We start from the raw sequence: 22,883 nt of genomic DNA on the forward strand, positions 1-22,883 counted from the left end.
GCAAATTAATGTCATTACAAGGAACTACGGTACGGCAGAATATTCGAGCGCAGCATCTGCTGTGTGCCCAGGCCGTAGTTGGAGCTGAGGCCACGGAGCTCGATGTTGAAGCCAATAACGTTGTCGTATTTGCTCTGGTTGTTTTGTGAATCCCAGCCGTTAAGTTTGCGCTCGTAACCGACGCGGATCGCATAACAGCAGGAGTTGTACTGCACGCCCAGCATCTGGTCGGCAGGTTTGTTTGTATTGGTGTCGAAGTAGTAAGCGCCGACGATTGACCAGCGGTCAACCAACGGCCAGCTTGCCACCGCGCCCACCTGAGAAATCCCGTCTTTGTACTGGGCAGACTCCCAGGTCAGATCTTGCGGGTTTTTCGGTAACGTCGCCTGGATATATTCCGGGCTGGCGTAGCGATAGTTAAACTGAATCAGACGGTCTTCATCACGACGATATTCAATGGTCGCGGAGCTGTTGGCGATATTGTCCAGACGGGTATCGTACTGTACACCGCCACGCAGACCCCAGCGATCGGAGATGCGCCAGTAAGTATCGCCCGCCCACACCAGCGAGCCGGTTTTATTGTCTTTTTCCCAGTTGATATTGTCATCACCGGTACGAGACTCGGTGAAATAGTAAATTTGACCTACTGAAACGTTAAATTGTTCAACGGCAGCGGCATCATAAACGCGAGTTGTGACGCCGGTCGTGACCTGGTTGGCTGACGCGATACGGTCGAGACCACCGTAGGTGCGGTCGCGGAACAGGCCGCTGTAGTCAGACTGCAGCAACGAGGAGTCGTAGTTATTGATATTGCTCTGGTCTTTATACGGCACGTACAGGTACTGCACGCGCGGTTCCAGCGTCTGGGAATAGCCTTCTTCCCAGTTCATGTCACGTTCAAAGACCATTTTGCCATCGGCTTTAAACTGCGGCAGTACGCGACTCACGGACTCATCAAGCTGGTTGTTTATGTTGTCGCTGTTTCCGTTCCATGTTTCGAGGTTGCTCTGCTGGTAGTGCGTCGCCATCAGCTTGGCCTCGGTGTTGAGGCTGGCCCACTCGTTCGACAGCGGCAGATTGATGACCGGCTCGAGGTGAACTCGGGTCGCTTCCGGCATGTTCGATTGGGTATTCACAAAGTGAACCGCCTGACCGTAAATGCGCGTGTCGAACGGCCCGACATCGTTCTGGTACCAGTTGACGTCCAGTTGCGGTTCCGCAGAATAGCTGCTACGGGACGAACTGCTGAACACCTGGAATTGCTTGGTCGACACCGTGGCGTTGAAGTTCTGCAACGCATAGCCGACGCTGAATTTTTGCGTCGCGTAGCCATCGGTACTGGAGCCATATTTTGAATCGAAATTGTTAAAGTAGTCGGAGTCGCTGACTTTGGTGTAGTCGACGTTGAAGCGCCACACCTGATCCATCACGCCCGCATGTCGCCAGTAGAACAACCAGCGGTGCTTGCTGTCTTCGCCCGGATGCTGCCCGGCGTTGTATTCGTCCTGATACACGCTGTCCGAAGGCAGATAATCAAATTCGACCAGACCTGAACCGGCCTGCGTCAGATAGCGGAATTCGTTCTGCCACTGGATATTGCCGCGTTTGTGGATGTAGTGCGGCGTAATGGTGGCATCGAAGTTCGGCGCGATGTTCCAGTAATACGGAAGATAAAACTCGAAATAGTTGGTGGTGCTGTACTTCGCGTTAGGGATCAGGAAGCCTGAACGACGCTTGTCACCCACCGGCAACTGCAGATAAGGGCTGTAAAAGACCGGAACCGGACCGAGTTTAAAACGCGCGTTCCAGATTTCCGCGACCTGCTCTTCGCGGTCATGAATGACTTCGCTACCCACCACGCTCCAGGTATTCGACCCCGGCAGACAGGAGGTGAACGTGCCGTTATCCAGAATGGTATAGCGGTTTTCGCCACGCTGTTTCATGACGTCAGCGGTACCACGCCCCTGACGCCCCACCATCTGGTAATCGCCTTCCCAGACGTTAGTGTCTTTGGTGTTCAGATTCGACCAGGCTTTCGGACCTTTCAGGATTACCTGATTGTCGTCGTAGTGTACATTGCCCAGTGCGTCGACCGTGCGCACAGGGTCAACCTGGCCTTCTGCCTGTTTCTGATGAAGCTGGATCTCATCCGCCTGCAGGCGACTGTTCCCCTGATTCACATCGACATTGCCGGTAAATACCGCGTTATCGGGGTAATCCCCTTTTGCATGATCGGCATTAATAGTGACCGGCAGATTGTTCGTATCGCCTTGCACCAGAGGACGGTTATAACTTGGTACGCCCAGCATACATTGTGATGCGAGATCGGCAGCCAGACTCTGCTGACTGTATAAAGCGCTGGCAATCATGGTCGCCAGTAGGGTGGGAATACGTTTTTTCATACGTTGTATTTGTTGTTCCGTCATCTGTGGCATTGCTGGCAAACGGTCAGAGACTAACGTACTCATCATCATGACGCTAGTCTTTATCCTCGCCATCGGCATCCAAATGATGCTGTATATATGTCCGTTTCACGCCGGAGGTGTTAGGCACCGTGTCGAATGACGAGTATGATAATGCAAATTTTAGCCGCTGGCATGACGAATTGGACGATTTGGGGAGTATATGCAGTATTGGGGAAAAGTGATTGGTGTTGCTATCGCACTGATGATGGGTGGCGGCTTCTGGGGTGTCGTACTCGGTTTTCTGGTCGGACACATGTTCGATCAGGCTCGCGCACGCAGATTACATGGTTTTGCTAATCAGCAGGCACGCCAGTCGTTATTCTTTGCGACCACCTTTGAAGTCATGGGACACCTGACCAAATCGAAAGGTCGCGTCACCGAAGCGGATATCCATATCGCCACGCAGTTAATGGATCGCATGAACCTGCATGGCGAATCCCGCGAGGCGGCACAGCAAGCGTTTCGCGTCGGCAAAGCGGATAATTATCCGCTGCGGGAAAAGATGCGCCAGCTGCGCAGCGTCTGTTTTGGGCGCTTTGATTTAATTAGGATGTTTCTGGAAATTCAAATCCAGGCCGCTTTCGCGGACGGTAATTTGCATCCGAACGAGCGCGAGGTGTTGTATGTCATCGCCGACGAGCTCGGGATCTCCCGCCAGCAGTTTGACATGTTCCTGCGCATGATGCAGGGCGGCGCTCAGTTTGGTGGCGGCTATCAGCAGCAGTCGCAGGGCGGCGGCTGGCAACAGGCCCAGCGCGGGCCGACGCTGGAAGATGCCTGCAACGTCTTAGGCGTGAAACCAACGGATGATAACGCCACGATCAAACGCGCTTACCGCAAGCTGATGGCGGAACATCACCCGGATAAGCTGGTGGCGAAAGGTTTACCGCCGGAAATGATGGAAATGGCGAAACAAAAAGCGCAGGAAATTCAGAAAGCGTACGAACTGATTAAAGAGCAGAAAGGGATTAAATAATTCTCACGCCCCGGCAAAGGGGCGTGCATTCAGAAATCGACCGGCGCTTTAAACGTCATGCTGTTGCCGTAGGCCGGATGGGTGATCGTCAATGTTTCCGCATGCAGCAGCAGACGCGGCGCCATCGCCAGCGCTTGCGGAGACGCGTAGAAGCGATCGCCAAGAATAGGATGCCCGAGTGCCAGCATATGCACGCGCAGCTGATGGGAGCGCCCGGTTATCGGTTTCAGCACCACGCGGGCGGTGTTATCGCTCGCATATTCCACCACCTCATACCCGGTTTGCGCCGCTTTCCCCGTTTCATAACACACCTTCTGCTTTGGCCGGTTCGGCCAGTCGCAAATCAGCGGTAAATCCACGATCCCTTCGACGTTTTCAGGGTGCCCCCACACGCGCGCCACATACTGTTTTTTCGGCTCGCGTTCGCGGAACTGGCGTTTCAGCTCGCGTTCCGCGTTTTTGGTCAGGGCGACGACAATCACGCCACTGGTCGCCATATCCAGACGATGCACTGACTCCGCCTGCGGATAATCACGCTGAATGCGGGTCATGATGCTGTCTTTATGTTCGTCCAGGCGGCCGGGCACGGACAGCAACCCGCTGGGCTTGTTGACCACCATGATATGGTCATCCTGATAGAGGATGACCAGCCAGGGCTCGGTTGGCGGATTATAGTTTTCCATTCCCATAGGGGCTCCTGTTACTGGTGCGTTACCACAACCAGACGCAGCGCATCCAGACGCCAGCCAGCCTGTGACAGGCTTTCCAGCACCTGCTGACGGTTGCTTTCGATCGCCGCCAGTTCGTCGTCACGGATGTTCGGATTGACGGCTTTCAGCGCTTCCAGACGCGACAGTTCAGCGCTCAGCTTATCATCCGCTTCGCGACGGGCCGCATCAATCAGCGTGCGGGCGGCTTTTTCCACCTGAGCTTCACCCTGTTGCAGGATCGCATGCACGTCCTGCTGCACGGCATTCACCAGCTTGCTGCCGGTATGGCGATTCACTGCGCTCAACTGACGGTTGAAGCTTTCAAACTCCACCTGACCGGCCAGGTTATTGCCGTTCTTATCGAGCAGCATACGCACCGGCGTTGGCGGCAGGAAGCGGTGAAGCTGCAACTGTTTCGGCGCCTGCGCTTCGACGACGTAAATCAGCTCCAGCAGCAGTGTTCCCACTGGCAAGGCTTTGTTTTTTAACAGCGAAATGGTGCTGCTACCGGTATCGCCGGAGAGGATCAGATCAAGACCGTTGCGGATCAGCGGGTGCTCCCAGGTGATGAACTGCGCGTCTTCACGGGACAGCGCGACGTCACGCTCAAACGTGATGGTGCAGCCATCTTCCGGCAGGCCAGGGAAATCCGGCACCAGCATGTGATCGGACGGCGTCAGAACAATCATATTCTCGCCGCGATCGTCCTGATTGATGCCGATAATGTCGAACAGGTTCATGGCGAAGTTAATCAGTCCGGTATCGTCATCCTGCTGTTCAATGCTCTCCGCTAACTGCTGCGCTTTTTCGCCGCCGTTGGAATGAATTTCCAGCAGGCGATCGCGGCCCTGCTCCAGTTGCGCTTTCAGGGCATCATGCTGTTCGCGGCAGGATTTGATCAGATCGTCAAAACCGTCGCTCTCTTCCGGCGCCGCCAGATAGCTAATCAGCTGGCTGTAAACGCTGTCGTAAATCGCCCGACCGGTCGGGCAGGTGTGCTCGAATGCATCCAGGCCTTCGTGATACCAGCGTACCAGTACTGACTGGGCGGTTTTTTCTAGATACGGAACGTGGATCTGAATGTCGTGCGCCTGACCGATACGGTCAAGACGCCCGATGCGCTGCTCCAGCAGATCCGGGTTAAACGGCAGATCGAACATTACCAGGTGGCTGGCAAACTGGAAGTTGCGGCCTTCAGAACCGATTTCGGAACACAGCAGCACCTGCGCACCGGTATCTTCTTCGGCAAACCAGGCGGCAGCGCGGTCGCGCTCGATAATCGACATCCCTTCGTGGAAGACGGCAGCGCGAATGCCTTCACGCTCACGCAGCACCTGTTCCAGCTGGAGCGCTGTGGTGGCTTTGGCGCAAATCACCAGTACCTTCTGTGAACGATGGCTGGTCAGGTAGCCCATCAGCCATTCGACGCGCGGGTCGAAGTTCCACCAGGTGCCGCTGTCACCTTCAAATTCCTGATAGATCTGTTCCGGGTAGAGCATGTCGCGGGCGCGCTCTTCAGCACTTTTTCGCGCGCCCATGATGCCGGAGACTTTAATCGCCGTCTGATACTGTGTCGGCAGCGGCAGTTTAATCGTATGCAGTTCGCGTTTCGGGAAACCTTTCACGCCGTTGCGGGTGTTACGGAACAACACGCGGCTGGTGCCGTGTCGGTCCATCAGCATGGTGATCAGCTCCTGACGCGCGTCTTCGGCACCGTCGCGATCGCTGTTCGCCATCTGCAGCAACGGTTCAATATCCTGCTCGCCAATCAGATCGCCAAAGGTATTCAGTTGTTCGTCATTCAGACGCGTGCCCGCCAGCAGCAATGCAACGGCATCGGCGACCGGGCGATAATTTTTCTGTTCGGCGACAAACTGGGCGAAGTCGTGAAAACGGCCTGGATCCAGCAGGCGCAGACGGGCGAAGTGGCTTTCCATCCCGAGCTGTTCAGGGGTTGCCGTCAACAGCAGCACACCCGGTACACGGGCAGCCAGTTGCTCAATGGCCTGATATTCACGGCTCGGCGCAGCTTCGCTCCACACCAGATGGTGGGCTTCATCGACCACCATCAGATCCCATTCGGCGTCGCACAGGTGTTCCAGACGCTCTTTATTACGGCGCACGAAATCGAGAGAGCAGATAACCAGTTGTTCAGTCTCAAACGGGTTGTCAGCATCGTGCTGAGCTTCGGCGTAGCGTTCGTCGTCAAACAGCGCAAACCGCAGGTTGAAGCGACGCAGCATTTCGACAAGCCATTGATGTTGCAGGGTTTCCGGCACGATAATCAACACGCGCTCGGCGGCACCAGACAGCAATTGCTGATGCAGCACCATCCCGGCTTCAATGGTCTTGCCGAGACCGACTTCATCCGCCAGCAGTACACGCGGCGCGTGGCGACGGCCGACGTCGTGGGCGATGTGCAACTGATGCGGGATCAGGGATGTGCGCTGACCGCGCAGACCGCTCCACGGCATCCGGTACTGCTCGCTCTGGTATTTACGGGCACGGTAGCGCAGGGCGAAGCGATCCATCCGGTCAATCTGCCCGGCGAACAGGCGATCCTGCGGTTTGCTGAACACCAGTTTGCTGTCGAGCAGCACTTCGCGCAGTGTGACGTTGGTTTCCTGCGTGTCCTGGCGGGTACCGATATAGGCCAGCAGGCCTTTTTCTTCAATAACTTCATCAACGAGGAGCTGCCAGCCGTCGTGGCTGGTGACGGTGTCGCCCGGGTTAAACATGACGCGGGTGATAGGGGAGTCGTTGCGTGCGTACAGACGGTTTTCACCTGTCGCCGGGAAAAGAAGGGTCACCATGCGCGTATCCAGCGCTACGACGGTTCCTAATCCCAGTTCGCTCTCTGTATCGCTAATCCAGCGTTGACCAAGTGTAAAAGGCATAAGTGTTCGGCTCTATCTTTAATTGCAGGCAATAGTTCATCACCGTCGGTACTGCTGACGGTAATCAAAATTGGGGCCAGGAATGGAAAGGGCGCTATGGTACTGGAAGCCGATGACTTAGTCACCTGTCAAAACAGCCCCATTTGCCCTGTCAGTATTGTAGCAAAGTCGTCGTCGACGAAAGGGAGTATTCCATCCGCAACGGGTTGTAATTGTTTTGACAAATAGTGCTCATAATCGAGCGGCGACTGCTGATAGGCCACTGGCTCAGGGCCGCTGGTCGTCCAGACGTACTTGATGGAGCCGCGACGCTGATACTGCAACGGGCGGCCCAGTCGGGCGTTGTGTTCATCCGCCTGTCGCGCCGCGCGCACATGTGGCGGCACGTTGCGCTGATACTCTGCCAGCGGACGCCGGAGCTGCTTACGGTAGACCAGCTGTTCGTCCAGCTCGCCAGCCATCAGCTTATCGATCGTTTCACGAATGTAGTCGCGATAAGGTTCATTGCGGAAGATGCGCAAATAGAGCGTCTGCTGGAACTGCTGCGCCAGCGGCGTCCAGTCAGTGCGCACGGTTTCCAGCCCTTTAAATAGCATGCGCTGGCTGTCGCCTTCCTGAATCATGCCCGCGTAACGCTTTTTACTGCCGGTTTCGGTACCGCGAATGGTTGGCATCAAAAAGCGACAAAAATGGGTTTCGAACTCCAGCTCCAGCGCGCTGGTCAGCCCCTCTTTTTGCAGTTCCGTTTCCCACCATGCATTGACATGTTTCACCAGTTGCTGGCCGATCTGTGCCGCATCTTCTTCCGTATGCGCGCGTTTGAGCCAGACGAAGGTGGAATCGGTATCGCCATAAATCACGTCATAACCCTGCGATTCGATCAGCGCTTTTGTCTGGCGCATGATCGCATGGCCGCGCATGGTGATCGACGACGCCAGTCGCGGGTCAAAAAAGCGGCACGCGCTGGTGCCCAGCACGCCGTAAAAGGCGTTCATGATGATCTTCAGCGCCTGTGACAGCGGCTTGTTTTTATGCTGTTTCGCCTCGTCCCGGCCGTGCCAGATCTGGCTGACGATCCCCGGCAGACAATGCTTTTCTCGTGAAAACCGAGCACCGAGAAACCCTTCCGTACTGTGCTCAGGATCCGGCTGCGCCATCCCCTCGACTAACCCGACAGGATCGATGAGAAAGGTGCGGATAATGGACGGGTACAGACTTTTGTAATCAAGCACCAGCACCGAATCATAGAGACCGGGCCGTGAATCCATCACATACCCGCCGGGACTGGCCTGCGGCGGCACTTCACCCAGATTGGGAGCGACATACCCCAGGCGGTGCATGCGCGGAAAATAGAGATGGCTGAAGGCGGCGACAGAACCGCCGTGACGATCGACCGGCAAACCATTGACGGTGGCGCGTTCCAGTAAAAACGGCATGATGTCCGTTTTATGGAAAATGCGCGTGACCAGTTCACAGTCTTTCAGGTTATAAGTGGCCAGCGCGGGTTTATCTTCGGCGAAACGGCGGTCAATTTCATCCATCCTGTCCCACGGGTTATCGATGGATTTGCCTTCGCCGAGCAGTTCCTGGGAAACGGCTTCCAGAGAAAAGGAGGAGAAGCTCCAGAACGCCGATTTCAGCGCTTCGATGCCGTCGATAATCACCCGTCCATCGGCCTGGGCAAAGAATACGCCATTTTTAAAACCGTGTTCCCGCCACTCGATTTCGCTGCCATTGCGGCCCAGCAGAAGCGGGACGCGGTAACGCTCGGCATGCTTTTGCAGAACGCGTAAATCGAACTGCACCACGCTCCAGCCGATAAGAACGTCCGGATCGTGTTCGGCAAACCAGGCGTTAAGTTTTTCCAGCAGTTGCGGGCGGCTGTTGACATATTCCAGCCGGAAATCCAGCCCGGATGGATCGCCATTTTGCGGGCCGAGCATATACACCGTGCGCTGGCCGCAGCCTTCGAGCCCGATGCAGTAGAGCTCGCCGTGACGGTTGGTTTCGATATCCAGCGAGACCCATTTCAGCGGCGGGCGATAGTGCGGACTGGGTTTCATTCGGACGTTGACCAGCGCATCACCACGCGCCTCGCCTTCGACCCAGACCGGCGCGGTAATAAACCGCTCCATCAGAAAACGTTCCGGCGGACGAATGTCGGCTTCATAGACCGTTACGCCGTTTTCGCGCAGCAGTTTGTCGAGGCGCATCAATTGACGGTGGGAGCGACAATAAAGCCCCATCACCGGCTGACGGTGGAAATCTTTGAGTTCTAGTGGTGCGAGACGCCAGCCGTTTTCGCCGCGCAAGAGCTGGTTTACTTTTTCACTCAACCGGGCAGGGATGAACGCCACTGATTCCTGTGGCGGCAGCGTCACTTTCAGCGGGCCATGATCCGTCGCCAGCCAGAAATCAACTTCTGTGCCCTGTGGGGTATCCCGCCAGTGACGGGTGAGTAAAAAACCTTCTCGCGCCTGCGCCACGCTGCATTCTCATAAAACAAAACCAGGCGTTAGTATAACCTGGTTCAGTGTAATGCGCTGTGTTTTTATACAGGGTTTTACTGCCCGTAATACGCCTTTGCGCCATGCTTACGCAGATAGTGTTTATCCAGCAGCGTTTGCTGCATATCTGGCAGTTGTGGCGCTAACTGGCGGCAGAAAATGCCCATGTAAGCGACCTCTTCCAGCACGATGGCGTTATGCACGGCATCTTCCGCGTTTTTCCCCCATGCGAACGGGCCGTGGGAGTGCACCAGCACGCCAGGCATCTGCGCGGGGTCGAGACCGTGTTGTTTAAAGGTTTCGACAATCACGTTTCCGGTTTCCCATTCGTACTCGCCGTTAATTTCCGCATCGGTCATTTTGCGGGTGCAGGGGATAGCGCCGTAAAAATAGTCGGCATGGGTGGTGCCGGTTGCCGGGATGGGCAGTCCGGCCTGCGCCCAGATGGTGGCGTGGCGGGAGTGGGTATGCACGATACCGCCGATGGACGGAAACGCGCGGTACAGCAAACGATGGGTCGGGGTGTCTGACGACGGTTTTTTTCGTCCCTCAACCACTTCACCGCTTTCCAGGCTGACGACGACCATATCCTCCGCGGTCATCGCGCTGTACTCGACGCCGGAAGGCTTAATGATAAATACGCCATGTTCGCGATCGACCGCGCTGACATTGCCCCAGGTCAGGGTCACCAGATTGTGTTCCGGCAGCGCCAGATTGGCCTCCAGCACCTGCCGTTTCAGTTCTTCAAGCATTGTGCGCTCCTTGTGCCGGTGGCGCAGCGCCACCGGTGAGGGGGTTAGCGTTTGCTGCCGTAATACACTTCATTCCAGCGCAGCGCGTCCTTAAAGGCGGGCAGGCGAGTGTCGTTATCAATCACCGTCAGTTCGATGTCATGCAGTTCGCTGAACTGACGCATATCGTCCAGCGTTAACGCATGACTGAACACGGTGTGGTGTGCACCGCCCGCAATGATCCACGCTTCTGACGCGGTATTGAGATCCGGATGAGCCTGCCACAGCGCGTTAGCGACCGGCAGTTTCGGCAGATCGTGCGGGGTTTTGACGGTTTCGATAGTGTTGACCAGCAGGCGGAAGCGATCGCCCAGATCAATAAGGCTGGCGACAATGGCCGGGCCGGTTCTGGTGTTGAAGATCAGACGTGCCGGATCGGCTTTCCCGCCAATGCCAAGGTATTGCACATCAAGAACTGGTTTTTCAGGGGTGGCGATGGTCGGGCACACTTCCAGCATGTGCGAGCCGAGGACCAGATCGTTGCCGTTGTCGAAGTGATAGGTGTAATCCTCCATAAAGGAGGTACCGCCCTCAAGACCCGTTGCCATCACTTTCATGATGCGCAGCAGCGCGGCGGTTTTCCAGTCGCCTTCACCGGCGAAGCCGTAGCCCTGTTGCATCAGGCGCTGTACCGCGAGACCCGGCAGTTGTTTCAGGCCATGCAGATCTTCAAAGGTGGTGGTAAAGGCATGGAATCCGCCCTGCTCCAGGAAGCGTTTCATACCGAGTTCGATACGTGCGGCATCCAGCACGTTCTGGCGTTTATCGCCGTTGATTTGTGCCGCAGGCGTCAGGCGATAAAGGCTTTCGTATTCATCGACCAGCGCATTGACGTCGCCATCGCTGATGGCATTCACCACCTGCACCAGATCGCCCACCGCCCAGGTATTCACCGAGAAACCGAACTTGATCTGCGCGGCGACTTTATCACCGTCTGTGACCGCCACTTCGCGCATGTTATCGCCGAAACGCACCACTTTCAGATGACGGGTATCCTGTTTCGAAACCGCCTGACGCATCCACGCGCCGATTCGCTGGTGGGCCTGTTTGTCCTGCCAGTGGCCGGTGACCACGCTGTGCTGCTGGCGCATCCGCGCGCCGATGAAGCCGAACTCACGGCCGCCGTGCGCCGTCTGGTTCAGGTTCATAAAGTCCATGTCGATGCTGTCCCACGGCAGCGCGGCATTAAATTGGGTATGGAACTGCAACAGAGGCTTGTTGAGGATGGTCAGCCCGTTGATCCACATTTTGGCTGGCGAGAAAGTGTGCAGCCAGACCACCAGACCCGCACATTTGTTGTCGTGGTTGGCCTCGCGGCAGATCTGCGTGATCTCATCCGGCGTGGTGCCGAGCGGTTTAAGTACTAATCTGCAGGGCAGTTTTGCTTCCGCATTCAGGGCGTTGACCACATGCTCAGCATGTTGCGTGACCTGGCGTAGCGTTTCGGCGCCGTAAAGGTGCTGACTGCCAATCACAAACCACACTTCATAGTTATTAAAAATCGTCATGTTGAAATCCTTACTGGGTCAGGGCTGCCAGAGAAACGGGTTGAGTCGGAAGGTAATGCTGTTCTGCGCTGACCGCCCATTGCTGGTAGCGCTGGTAAAGCTGTTCGAAGCGTTGAGCCTCCTGCGGGCGCGGCTGAAGCGTACTTTCAACCTGGCTCGCCATTTTCTGTTGCGCGGCAGGGATATCCGCATACACGCCCGCCGCCACGGCGGCGAAGATCGCCGCGCCCAGCGCGCAACACTGATCGGATGCGACAATCTGCAGCGGACGGTTCAGCACGTCGCAGCACACCTGCATGATGACCGGGTTTTTCCGCGCGATACCGCCCAGCGCCATCACGTTGTTCACCGGGATCCCTTGAGATGTGAAGCACTCCATAATCGCTCTCGCGCCGAAGGCGGTTGCCGCAATCAGCCCGCCGAACAGCGCGGGAGCGTCGGTCGCGAGATTCAGATCAGTAATGACCCCTTTCAGACGCTGGTTGGCGTTAGGCGTACGGCGACCGTTAAACCAGTCGAGCACGACCGGCAGGTGTTCAAGAGAGGGGTTTTTCGCCCACGCGGCGGTCAGCGCAGGCAGCAGCTGTTTCTGACTGGCTTTGATTTCACTTTTCAGTTCAGGATGCTGCGCTGCCAGTTGCTCCAGCGGCCAGCCGAGAATGCGACCAAACCAGGCGTAGATGTCACCGAACGCGGATTGTCCGGCCTCCATACCGATAAAATCAGGCACCACGCTGCCATCCACCTGACCGCAGATGCCTTTCACGGTACGTTCGCCGACGCTGTGCTTATCGGCAATCAGAATGTCACAGGTGGAGGTGCCGATGACTTTCACCAGCGCGTTAGGCTGCGCACCCGCACCGACGGCGCCCATGTGGCAATCGAAAGCGCCGCCGGAAATCACCACGTTTTGCGCCAGGCCAAGGCGATCGGCCCACTCGCGGCTCAGCGTGCCGACCGGCACATCCGCGGTGTACGTATCAGTAAACAGCGGCCAGGCGAGATGCTGATTGAGGCATGGGTCGAGGGCATCAAAGAAACTTGCTGGCGGCAGTCCGCCCCAGCTTTCATGCCATAACGATTTGTGACCGGCGCTGCAACGGCCGCGGCGAAGGGCCTGCGGCGCGGTGGTGCCGGAAAGCAGGGCAGGCACCCAGTCGCACAATTCCACCCATGACGCGGCCGCGCGGGCAACGTCGTGATCCTGCCGGGTGACATGGAGGATTTTGGCCCAGAACCATTCGCTGGAATAAATACCGCCAATATAGCGGGAATAGTCGATGTTCCCTGGCGTATGGCACAGACGGGTGATTTCCTCGGCTTCTTCGACCGCAGTATGATCTTTCCACAGCACAAACATGGCGTTCGGGTTGTCGGCGAACTCCGGGCGTAACGCCAGTACTCGGCCTTCGGCATCTACCGGCGCAGGCGTGGAGCCGGTGCTGTCGACGCCGATGCCGACCACGTCCCGACGTTGTGCTTCGCTCAGCTCGGAGAGCACATTTTTCAGCGCACTTTCCATCGCCTCGATGTAATCGCGCGGATGATGGCGAAACTGGTTATTTGCCGCATCGCAATAGCGCCCCTCCTGCCAGCGCGGATACCACTCAACGCAGGTGGCGAGTTCTTTTCCGGTGGCGCATTCCACCGCCAGCGCGCGCACTGAATCACTACCAAAATCGAGGCCGATTGCTATTGCCATCGTGTAACTCCATAGAGAAAAACGGGTATGGAGAAACAGTAGATAGCGTGACTGAAAAGAGTCAGGTTGGATTCGCTAATCTTATGGACTAAATCGCTATGGGGTTGCAAAGTGTGATGTCGTGCAAATATTCAATGTGGACTTTTCTGCCGTCTTTATAGACACTTTCGTTACCCGCCAAAATGCGCCTGATTGCCGCTTCTGATGAAAAAAATGTTGAATGGAGCGGGTCTGGAAGTATCCAGCCATCGGCAACCCGGCGTAAGCGTCAGTACCGTTAACAGAAAATTCAATATGGACAATTGGTTTCCCACAATGTCCTCTGGGAGTGCTGGAATTATGGCTGAAACGCAAAACGATCCCCTGCTGCCGGGCTATTCGTTTAATGCTCATCTGGTGGCGGGTTTAACGCCCATTGATGCGGATGGTTACCTCGATTTTTTCGTCGACCGGCCGCTGGGAATGAAAGGCTATATCCTCAATCTGACGATCCGCGGCGAAGGGGTGATTAACAATCACGGCAAACAGTTTGTCTGCCGCCCCGGCGACATCGTCCTGTTTCCCCCTGGCGAAATTCACCACTATGGCCGACACGCTGACGCCAAAGAGTGGTATCACCAGTGGGTTTATTTTCGGCCGCGCGCCTACTGGCACGAATGGCTGAGCTGGCCAACCATCTTCGCCCAGACCGGGTTTTATCGCCCGGACGACGCCCATCAGGCGCGCTTTGCTGAATTATTCGGTCAGATTATTGATGCCGGGCAGGGCGCCGGGCGTTACTCCGAACTGCTGGCGATCAACCTGCTGGAACAGCTGCTGCTGCGGCGGATGGCGGCGATCAACGAATCCCTGCTCCCGCCGATGGATAACCGGGTGCGCGATGCCTGCCAGTACATCAGCGATCACCTGGCCGATCCCCATTTTGAAATTGCGCGCGTCGCCCAGCATGTTTGCCTGTCACCGTCGCGGCTGTCGCATCTGTTTCGCCAGCAACTGGGCGTCAGCGTGTTGAGCTGGCGTGAGGATCAGCGCATCAGCCAGGCGAAACTGTTGCTCAGCACCACCCGCATGCCGGTGGCAAGCGTAGGACGCAATGTCGGCTTTGAAGATCAGCTCTATTTTTCACGGGTGTTTAAGAAATGTACGGGTGCCAGTCCGAGCGAGTTTCGCGCAGGCTGTGAATAAGCCGCCAGGCAGGGAGATGTGAGGACGCGCAGGGGCGCTATGGTGTATTATTTTGTTACAGGAAAGTAACGACATAGCTTGACTCATCACCGGGTCCCTTTGAGAATCCCTGACTCCCTAAACTACCGGACGCGTTATGCAGGCACTGCTGGAGCACTTCATTACCCAATCAGCGATCTGGTCGCTCATCGCCGTCGCGCTGGTGGCTTTTCTTGAGTCGCTGGCGCTGGTCGGGCTGATCCTGCCGGGCACGGTGATGATGGCGGGGCTTGGCGCGCTGATCGGCAGCGGCGAAGTCAATTTCTGGCAGGCGTGGATGGCGGGTATCGTCGGTTGCCTGCTCGGTGACTGGATTTCGTTCTGGCTGGGGTGGCGGTTTAAAAAGCCGTTACATCGCTGGTCCTTCATGAAAAAGAACAAAGCGCTGCTCGATAAAACCGAGCACGCGCTGCATCAGCACAGCATGTTCACCATCCTGATCGGCCGTTTTGTCGGGCCGACGCGCCCGCTGGTGCCGATGGTGGCAGGCATGCTGGATCTGCCCGTCTCTAAGTTCGTGTTGCCCAACATTATTGGTTGCCTGTTCTGGCCGCCGCTCTATTTTATGCCGGGGATCCTGGCGGGGGCGGCGATCGATATTCCGTCCGATGTGCAAAGCGGCGGTTTCAAGTGGTTGCTGTTGCTGACGGCGGTGCTGCTGTGGCTGGCGGCATGGCTGTGCTGGCGGCTGTGGCGCAGCGGCAAATCGGGCACTGACCGCCTGAGCCATTACCTGCCCCGCACTCGCCTGCTGTGGCTGGCGCCATTGCTGTCAGGCATTGGCGTAGTGGCGCTGGTGGCGGCGATCCGCCATCCTTTGATGCCGGTTTATTTCGATATTCTGACCCGCGTCGTCAGCCGCTAACGGGCGATCCCGAGGAGCGACGAGGCGCTGGCTTTTCCGCTCAGTAAATCGTCCGTTGCGCCATCCCAGGCAATGCGCCCGTCGGCAACCACCAGCGAGCGCGGCGCGATCCGCGCGGCATCTTCCACACTGTGCGATACCATCAGCAACGTAATCTGCTGGCGCTGGCAGACGTTGCCGACCAGCGTCAGCATCTCCTGACGCAGCGCCGGATCGAGGGCGGAAAACGGCTCATCGAGTAACAATACCGGCTGCTCGCGCACCAGACAGCGCGCCAGTGCCGCACGCTGACGCTGACCGCCGGAGAGCTCGCCCGGCAGCCGTTCCAGCAACGATTCAATCCCCATCTGACCGGCAATCACCTCCAGCTTACGCTGCTGTTCGGCCGTCAGTCGCAGCCCCGGGTTTAACCCAAGACCAATGTTTTGCCGCACGGTCAGATGGCTGAAAAGATTATTTTCCTGAAACAGCATCGACACCGGGCGGCGTGAAGGAGGCGTGTCAGTATGCGGCTGATTTTCGATAATAATCGACCCTCGCACAGGCGTGAGAAAACCGGCGATTAAATTCAGTAATGTGCTTTTGCCCGCGCCGCTTGGCCCCAGCACCGCGACCTGCTCACCCTGCTGTACGGAGAGCGTGAAGCGCATCGGCAGATGCTGATAAAGCCAGGTGACATCATTCAGTTTTAACATCGCGCCCCGGTAGTTTTTCAATGACAGTAAACAACAGAAAACAGAGGATCAGCAGCAACAGGGCGGTGACGGCCCCGTCCTGGCTGCGGTAGGCGCCAATCTGCTGATAAAGATAATAAGGGAGCGTGCGGAATGTCTCGTTGCCGAACAGGGCCACAACGCCGAAATCGCCGATCGACAGGACGCAGGCAAACGCCAGCGCCTGGGCGACAGGGCGTTTCAGCGCCCGCAGTTCGACGATCCGCAAACGGGTGAATCCGCTGAGCCCCAGCGACTGACACAACGTGTTATACCGGGCGGTCAGGTCGCGCATCGGCGTTTCCAGCACTTTCAGGGCATACGGAATGGCCATCAGCGCGTTGGTGAAAATCACAATGCCGTCGGCAGATTCCGGCAGCCCCACTGTATTGTTGAGCAGCAGGAAGAAACCGGTCGCCAGCACGATCCCCGGCATCGCCAGGATCAGCATACCGCTGAGCTCCATCGCCTGCCCGGCCAGCGCATGGTTGCGAATGCGCAGCTCGCGGCTGCTCCACAGCAACATCAGGGTGAGAATTACGCACAATACGCCCGCCGACAGGGCGATACGCAGCGACGTCCACAGCGCGTGCCACATCACCGGCTGCGCCAGCACATCCAGTACGTTGCGGTTAAGCCCGTCGATAATCACCGCGAAGATCGGCGGCAGCAGAAGCAACAGCGCGAGAACGATCAGCGTGGTGTCGGCGATCCGGCTCCACAGCCGATCGTCCGGATCGCGCCAGCCGCTCAGTTGCGAGTGACCGACGGCGATCGCTTTGCTCAGGCGCTGGCTCAGTAACACCAGCCCCAGACAGCAGATCATCTGCAACACCGCCAGCATCGCCGCGCGTCCGGGATCATAATCAAAATTCAGCGCCTGATAGATCGCCAGTTCGATGGTGGTGGCCTGTGGGCCGCCGCCCAGCGACAGCACGGTAGCAAAACTGGCAAAGCAGAGCATGAAAATCAGCGCTGCCACAGGCGGGATTTGCCGCCGCAGCCAGGGCCATTCCACCAGACGGAAAAAATCCCTGCCGCGCATACCGAGCTGTGCGGCAATCTGCCGCTGCTCGCCGGGTATCTGCTCCAGCGCCTGAAGCAGCAGGCGGGTCGCCATCGGCATGTTGAAAAAAATGTGCGCGAGCAGAATGCCCTGCAACCCGTAAGGCGAGAACGTCCATTCCCAACCCGCAGCGTGAAACAGCCCGGTCAGCCAGCCCTGACGGCCATACACGCTGAGGATGCCGAACACCGCCACCAGCACCGGCAGGATCAGCGTCATCGCGCATAATCGCAGCAACGCGGCACGACCGGGGAAGCGCCGCCGGTACAGGGCACGAGCAAGAAAAATCGCTGGCGTGACGGACAGCACAGCAGACAGAAACGCCTGCCAGAACGAAAAACGCACCACGTGCCACAGATAGCTATCCTGCAGCAATTGTAACCAGGAGGCAGCGGGCGCATTCAGCCATAGCGCAAAAAAGGCCGCCAGCGCCACGGCGACCATAATAAACGCCGCCGTGAGCCCTGGAAGTAACCAGCCGGGAATTACTGGCTGACGGCGCGTTGCCATGCGCTGATCCACTGTTGACGCTCAGTTGCGACCTGTTGCGGCGTGAATTGCAGCGTGGTCTGCGGTTTCACCAGTTGGTCAAAACCGGCGGGCAGCGTGACATCCGTGACCGGATACATCCAGTTGCCGGTCGGGATCGCCTTCTGGAAGCCCGGCGACACCATAAATTTCAGGAACTGTTCTGCCAGTTGCGGCTGTTTGCCGGAAGCGGTGCGCGCCGCCACTTCCACCTGCAGATAGTGGCCTTCCGTAAATGCTGCTGCGGCGTAGTTGTCTTTTTTCTCTTCGATAATGTGATACGCCGGAGAGGTGGTGTAACTCAGTACCAGATCGCTTTCGCCTTTCAGGAACAGGCCGTAGGCCTCACTCCAGCCTTTGGTCACCGTGACGGTTTTCGCCGCCAGTTTCTGCCAGGCGTCCAGCGCTTTATCACCGTAGACTTTTTGCATCCACAGCAGCAACCCCAGCCCCGGGGTGCTGGTGCGCGGATCCTGGTAGATCACGCGCCATTTCTGACTGCTTTCGACCAGTTCTTTCAGGCTTTTCGGCGGGTTTTTCAGCTTGTTTTTGTCATAAACAAACGCGAAGTAGCCATAATCGAATGGCACGAAAGTGTCATCATGCCAGCCGCCCGGCACTTTCACGCTTTGTGCCGGAACGCCGCTTTTCGCGAACAGTCCGGTTTGCGTCGCCGCGGCCAGCAGGTTGTTATCAAGGCCCAGCACCACATCCGCTTTGCTGTTTTTTCCTTCCATCCGCAGGCGGTTAAGCAAGGAGACGCCATCTTCCAGCGTGACGTATTTCAGTTCGCAGTTGCAGTCGGCTTCAAAGGCTTTTTTGACCGCCGGGCCGGGGCCCCAGTCAGCGGAGAAAGAGTCGTAGGTATAAACGGTCAGTACGGGTTTGGCGAAAACGGGCGCGGCAAGCAGCGCCAGCAATGGCAGACATTTTTTTAACACTTTGCACCTCAAAGAAAGAGTGGCAAAGGATTTTGAGCAGAGCCTCAAATCCCTTCGCCGGCGTTATCCGGATCAGGTTCGACGGGTATTTTCTCAGCCTGTTTCAGCACCCCGTTGAGAACGCCTTAGTGTAATGATTTTGTAAGTATTCTGAAAGTATCAGGGCTCCGGTGGCGCAAACCAGGCCGATTTAAAGTCGAACCAGCCCAGCGTGTTCATGCGTACTCCGCGCATACTGCGCTGGCCCTGAATCATTAACCAGTGATGAATCAATGGGATAATGGCCCGCTGTTGCACCAGTTGCTGGCTCCAGTGCGCCTGATTCATTTCCCCTGCGCGCCAGCGCGCGGCTTCTTTGTCCCATTCGGCGGGAATACAGTTCTGAAACAGCGGCACTTCAAAAAGATGGGCGAACAGGGAGAAATCCAGCGGCAGCGTGAAGTTTGCGCTGTTGAGCCACATGTCGCTCACCACCTCGCCACGGTGCCACTCTTCGTAATCCAGCTCCTGAATCTCAAGCCTGACCTGATGCTGCGCCAGCAGGTGCGCCATGATATTGGCGATGTAGTGATGCTCAATATGTTCGCGGTAATAGCTGAGCGTCAGCACTTCAAGCCCGGCCGGTTTTTCGCCTTTGGCAGGGCGGGCGTGATGCCAGCGGGGCAGCATGCCGTACGCCGGAAACCAGTAGCCCTGATATTGTTCGTCAGCGTGATAAACCAGGCTGGCGGGAGAGAGGATCTGGCTTATCCATTGCCGTACATCCTGACGCGCGCCTTTTCGCGACCGCGCATCAAACAGCATGTAGTAACACCCTTCTTCCAGACGGCTTTCGACGGCTTTTTCGCCCTCGGTCGGCCCTTCCAGCGTCAACCCGCAGGTCAGCTCTTCGCTGATTTCCGGCAACACCCAGACGTTAACTTCGTCGATCAACGCCCGGTAGCCAAAGTAATCATCAAAAGCATGGATCTTAAGCTGGTTCTGGTTGTTGCGGGCGACGGCGTAGGGGCCAGTACCAACCGGAATTGAGGAGAAATGGGGCAGCGACTCCCACTCTTTCGGCAAAACCATCGCCGGGATATGCCCCAGTAGCCAGGGAAGCCAGCGGTCAGGCTGTGACAGATGAATGTCCAGCGTCCAGGCGGTGGGGGAGACAATCTGCGTGATATGGGAATAGAGCGGCAGCGTGTTGATGCGCTGAAGCGAGGTAATAACGTCGTCGATGTCCAGTTCGCGTCCATGATGAAAATGGATGCCGGGACGCAGAAAGAAACGCCAGTGCAACGGCGAAAGCTGTTGCCAGTGGTGCGCGATATCCGCTTCCAGTTCCCCGTTTTCCTCATTTATGCGCGTCAGGGCGCTGAAAATCTGCCTCGCGATATGGGTTTCCGAGCGGCGCAGCGGTGTGCCGGGCAGTAAATTGCGCATGGGGCGGTAGTACAGGACGCGCAGAATATGCCTGCCCTGACGAAAACTGCGCCCGAGGTGTGACACCAGCATCTGGCGGACAGTGGCTTTATCTCCGACCAGTTGCACGAGCTGATCGATGCGATCCTGCTCCAGCAGATCTTCTGCCCGCTGCTGCTGTAAGGCCAGCCCGGTATAGAGGAACGTCAGTCGTGAGCGTTTGCCGCGCCCGGCTTCCGCTTCCCACGTCAGCCAGCCGCGTTCTTCCATAGTGTTCAGTAGTGTGCGCATGTGACGGCGCGAACAACTGAGTAATTCAGCCAGTTCATTAAGCGTGGTTTCCTGCGATTTACCGTCGCAGCACTGCCATAAGCGAATGAACTGTTGTTGCAAGCGAGCAGAAGACATAAAAGGGGAACTCCTGACAAAAACTCAGCAATTTATTAATCCCTATATTAAGCCAATAATGGTCTTCGATGAAGCGAGGAGGTGATTATGCAGGAGTCATCCACACGCCAGTTTTATCGCCAGTATTTTTTGGCGACGCAGGGAGCGTCATGGCTGGCCCGCCAGGTAGCAGGAGCGCGGTTGAAAATGCTCGAAGAGCTGATGCAGTGGGAAGTTACAAAACCGACTTCTGATTCTCATTGACTTGCCCTTATCATGTGTGACTGAGTATTGGTGCTACATTGCCACGCCAGCAGATGTATTCTGCTGGCTTTTTTCGTACCCCTTTTTCGGTTAAGGATGATCCATGCTGTGGTTATTGACGATGGGGCGACGCCTCAACGGCGTCTATGCCGCTTTCATGCTGGTGGCATTTATGATGGGCGTTGCGGGGGCATTGCAGGCACCGACGCTGAGTCTTTTTCTGAGCCGCGAAGTGGGCGCGCAACCATTCTGGGTCGGTCTGTTTTATACCGTTAACGCCATCGCCGGGATCCTGGTCAGCCTGTGGCTGGCAAAACGTTCCGACAGCCACGGCGACCGCCGCAAATTAATCCTGTTTTGCTGCCTGATGGCCGTCGCAAACGCGCTGTTGTTCGCGTTTAATCGTCATTATCTGACGCTGATCACCTGCGGTGTGTTGCTGGCGTCGCTGGCGAATACCGCGATGCCGCAGCTGTTCGCGCTGGCGCGGGAATACGCGGATAACTCGGCGCGTGAGGTGGTGATGTTCAGTTCAGTGATGCGCGCCCAGCTGTCACTGGCATGGGTGATTGGCCCGCCGCTGGCATTCATGCTGGCGCTGAATTACGGCTTCGCCATCATGTTTTCCATCGCTGCCGCTATTTTCGCGCTGAGCCTGGTGCTGGTAGCCGTGGTACTACCGTCGGTGGCGAGAGTGGAACAACCAGCCGACGTCGCCGTGACGCAAATCAGCGGCTGGAACGACAAAAACGTCCGCATGCTGTTTATCGCTTCCACGCTGATGTGGACCTGCAACACCATGTATATCATTGATATGCCGCTGTGGATCAGCAGCGAATTAGGGCTGCCTGACCGCCTTGCGGGCATATTAATGGGCACCGCGGCGGGGCTGGAAATTCCGGCGATGATCCTTGCCGGGTATTACGTCAAACACTTCGGCAAACGGCGGATGATGATCACCGCGGTGATGGCCGGGGTTTTGTTTTATATCGGACTGATTTTGTTTCACAGCCATACGGCGCTGCTGCTGTTGCAGGGATTTAACGCCATCTTCATCGGCATTATCGCCGGTATCGGCATGCTGTGGTTTCAGGATCTGATGCCCGGGCGAGCCGGTTCAGCAACGACATTGTTTACCAGCAGTATCTCCACTGGGGTGATCCTCGCCGGGGTGATCCAGGGGGCGCTGGCGCAAAGCTACGGGCATGGCCGCGTGTACTGGGCGATTGCCGCGATTTCGCTGGTGACGCTGTTTCTCACCGCTCGCGTGAAGGATGTGTGACTCCTGGCATTTACTGGCCCGCTGTGACGGGCCAGTCATCTCATCACCCCATAAACGCAGGTTGTTTGTGCTCGTAAGCGGCGATGGCATCTTCATGTTGCAGCGTCAGGCCGATGCTGTCGAGGCCGTTCAGCATGCAGTGACGGCGGAAGTCGTCAATCTTAAAGCTGTAGGACTTATCGCCCGCTTTGACCACCTGTGCTTCCAGGTCCACTTCAAACGTAATGCCCGGATTCGCCTTCACCAGCGCGAACAGCTCATCGACCTGCGCATCGCTCAGCGTGACCGGCAGCAACTGGTTGTTGAAGCTGTTGCCATAGAAAATATCCGCGAAGCTCGGGGCGATGACCACTTTAAAACCGTAATCGGTTAACGCCCACGGCGCATGCTCGCGTGACGAGCCACAGCCGAAGTTTTCCCGCGCCAGTAAAATGGAGGCGCCTTTATATTGCGGGAAATTGAGCACGAACTCAGGATTCGGCTGCTGGCCTTTATCGTCCAGAAAACGCCAGTCGTTGAACAGGTGAGCGCCAAAGCCGGTGCGCGTCACCTTCTGCAAAAATTGCTTGGGAATGATCGCGTCGGTATCAACGTTGGCGGCATCTAAAGGAACCACCAGGCCCGTATGTTGGGTAAATTTCTCTGCCATG

17 protein-coding genes and 1 riboswitch are annotated in these 22,883 nt (G+C 56.9%); of the genes, 5 read left to right on the forward strand and 12 right to left on the reverse strand.

What is annotated here, in order from left to right; all coding sequences use genetic code 11:
* Positions 1-14 precede the first annotated feature (14 nt).
* A complete protein-coding gene (lptD, locus tag AOY23_RS02880) occupies positions 15-2,402 on the reverse strand; it encodes an LPS assembly protein LptD (RefSeq protein ID WP_054178333.1) in 2,388 nt (795 codons plus the stop codon).
* Between the two features lie 223 nt (positions 2,403-2,625).
* Between lptD and djlA the strand changes: the two genes are divergently transcribed.
* Positions 2,626-3,441 carry a co-chaperone DjlA gene (gene djlA / locus AOY23_RS02885; RefSeq protein WP_054178334.1) on the forward strand — a complete coding sequence of 272 codons (816 nt, stop codon included), beginning with the start codon at positions 2,626-2,628 and terminating at the stop codon, positions 3,439-3,441.
* Between the two features lie 29 nt (positions 3,442-3,470).
* On the opposite strand, the gene rluA is transcribed toward djlA, so the two are convergent.
* The 6 genes from rluA to araB all read right to left on the reverse strand — a co-directional run bounded on the left by rluA (position 3,471) and on the right by araB (position 13,556).
* Positions 3,471-4,130: a bifunctional tRNA pseudouridine(32) synthase/23S rRNA pseudouridine(746) synthase RluA gene (rluA, locus tag AOY23_RS02890; protein ID WP_054178335.1), complete on the reverse strand. Its 660-nt coding sequence runs from the start codon at positions 4,128-4,130 to the stop codon at positions 3,471-3,473.
* An 11-nt stretch (positions 4,131-4,141) separates the two neighbouring features.
* Complete coding sequence (rapA, locus tag AOY23_RS02895; protein ID WP_054178336.1) at positions 4,142-7,048, reverse strand: RNA polymerase-associated protein RapA; 2,907 nt, start codon at positions 7,046-7,048, stop codon at positions 4,142-4,144.
* Positions 7,049-7,176: 128 nt separating this feature from the next.
* A complete protein-coding gene (gene polB, locus AOY23_RS02900; protein ID WP_054178337.1) occupies positions 7,177-9,534 on the reverse strand; it encodes a DNA polymerase II in 2,358 nt (785 codons plus the stop codon).
* 77 nt (positions 9,535-9,611) lie between these two features.
* On the reverse strand, positions 9,612-10,307 hold the full coding sequence (araD, locus tag AOY23_RS02905) for an L-ribulose-5-phosphate 4-epimerase (RefSeq protein WP_054178338.1): 696 nt from the start codon (positions 10,305-10,307) through the stop codon (positions 9,612-9,614).
* A gap of 44 nt (positions 10,308-10,351) precedes the next feature.
* Positions 10,352-11,854, reverse strand: a complete 1,503-nt coding sequence (araA, locus tag AOY23_RS02910; protein ID WP_054178339.1) for an L-arabinose isomerase — start codon at positions 11,852-11,854, stop codon at positions 10,352-10,354.
* A 10-nt stretch (positions 11,855-11,864) separates the two neighbouring features.
* On the reverse strand, positions 11,865-13,556 hold the full coding sequence (araB, locus tag AOY23_RS02915; protein WP_054178340.1) for a ribulokinase: 1,692 nt from the start codon (positions 13,554-13,556) through the stop codon (positions 11,865-11,867).
* A 339-nt stretch (positions 13,557-13,895) separates the two neighbouring features.
* Between araB and araC the strand changes: the two genes are divergently transcribed.
* Both araC and AOY23_RS02925 read left to right on the forward strand, forming a co-directional pair.
* Entirely contained in the window at positions 13,896-14,741 is an 846-nt protein-coding gene (gene araC / locus AOY23_RS02920; RefSeq protein WP_054178341.1) for an arabinose operon transcriptional regulator AraC, read from the forward strand.
* A gap of 136 nt (positions 14,742-14,877) precedes the next feature.
* Complete coding sequence (locus AOY23_RS02925) at positions 14,878-15,645, forward strand: DedA family protein (protein WP_054178342.1); 768 nt, start codon at positions 14,878-14,880, stop codon at positions 15,643-15,645.
* On the opposite strand, the gene thiQ is transcribed toward AOY23_RS02925, so the two are convergent.
* The 4 genes from thiQ to sgrR all read right to left on the reverse strand — a co-directional run bounded on the left by thiQ (position 15,642) and on the right by sgrR (position 20,708).
* Positions 15,642-16,340, reverse strand: coding sequence for a thiamine ABC transporter ATP-binding protein ThiQ (thiQ, locus tag AOY23_RS02930; protein ID WP_038155672.1), 699 nt, complete (start codon positions 16,338-16,340; stop codon positions 15,642-15,644). The genes AOY23_RS02925 and thiQ overlap by 4 nt on opposite strands.
* Positions 16,324-17,934 carry a thiamine/thiamine pyrophosphate ABC transporter permease ThiP gene (gene thiP, locus AOY23_RS02935; RefSeq protein WP_054178343.1) on the reverse strand — a complete coding sequence of 537 codons (1,611 nt, stop codon included), beginning with the start codon at positions 17,932-17,934 and terminating at the stop codon, positions 16,324-16,326. The genes thiQ and thiP overlap by 17 nt, the downstream gene beginning before the upstream one ends.
* The gene (gene thiB / locus AOY23_RS02940) at positions 17,910-18,893 is read right to left on the reverse strand and encodes a thiamine ABC transporter substrate binding subunit (RefSeq protein WP_054178344.1); all 984 of its coding nucleotides are present in this window, start codon (positions 18,891-18,893) and stop codon (positions 17,910-17,912) included. Before thiB ends, thiP begins: the two co-directional genes overlap by 25 nt.
* Before the next feature lie 31 nt (positions 18,894-18,924).
* Positions 18,925-19,017: riboswitch (TPP riboswitch) on the reverse strand.
* Between the two features lie 35 nt (positions 19,018-19,052).
* The gene (gene sgrR / locus AOY23_RS02945; RefSeq protein ID WP_054178345.1) at positions 19,053-20,708 is read right to left on the reverse strand and encodes an HTH-type transcriptional regulator SgrR; all 1,656 of its coding nucleotides are present in this window, start codon (positions 20,706-20,708) and stop codon (positions 19,053-19,055) included.
* Between the two features lie 87 nt (positions 20,709-20,795).
* Here sgrR and sgrT point away from each other — a divergent pair, with 87 nt between their 5' ends.
* Positions 20,796-20,951, forward strand: coding sequence for a glucose uptake inhibitor SgrT (sgrT, locus tag AOY23_RS21480; protein WP_072011932.1), 156 nt, complete (start codon positions 20,796-20,798; stop codon positions 20,949-20,951).
* A gap of 103 nt (positions 20,952-21,054) precedes the next feature.
* On the forward strand, positions 21,055-22,233 hold the full coding sequence (locus AOY23_RS02950) for a sugar efflux transporter (protein ID WP_054178346.1): 1,179 nt from the start codon (positions 21,055-21,057) through the stop codon (positions 22,231-22,233).
* 43 nt (positions 22,234-22,276) lie between these two features.
* Here the strand turns inward: AOY23_RS02950 and leuD are convergent, their stop codons facing one another.
* Positions 22,277-22,882: a 3-isopropylmalate dehydratase small subunit gene (leuD, locus tag AOY23_RS02955; protein ID WP_054178347.1), complete on the reverse strand. Its 606-nt coding sequence runs from the start codon at positions 22,880-22,882 to the stop codon at positions 22,277-22,279.
* Between the last annotated feature and the right edge of the window lies 1 nt (position 22,883).

Source organism: Trabulsiella odontotermitis (assembly GCF_001297775.1).
Taxonomy (GTDB): domain Bacteria; phylum Pseudomonadota; class Gammaproteobacteria; order Enterobacterales; family Enterobacteriaceae; genus Trabulsiella; species Trabulsiella odontotermitis.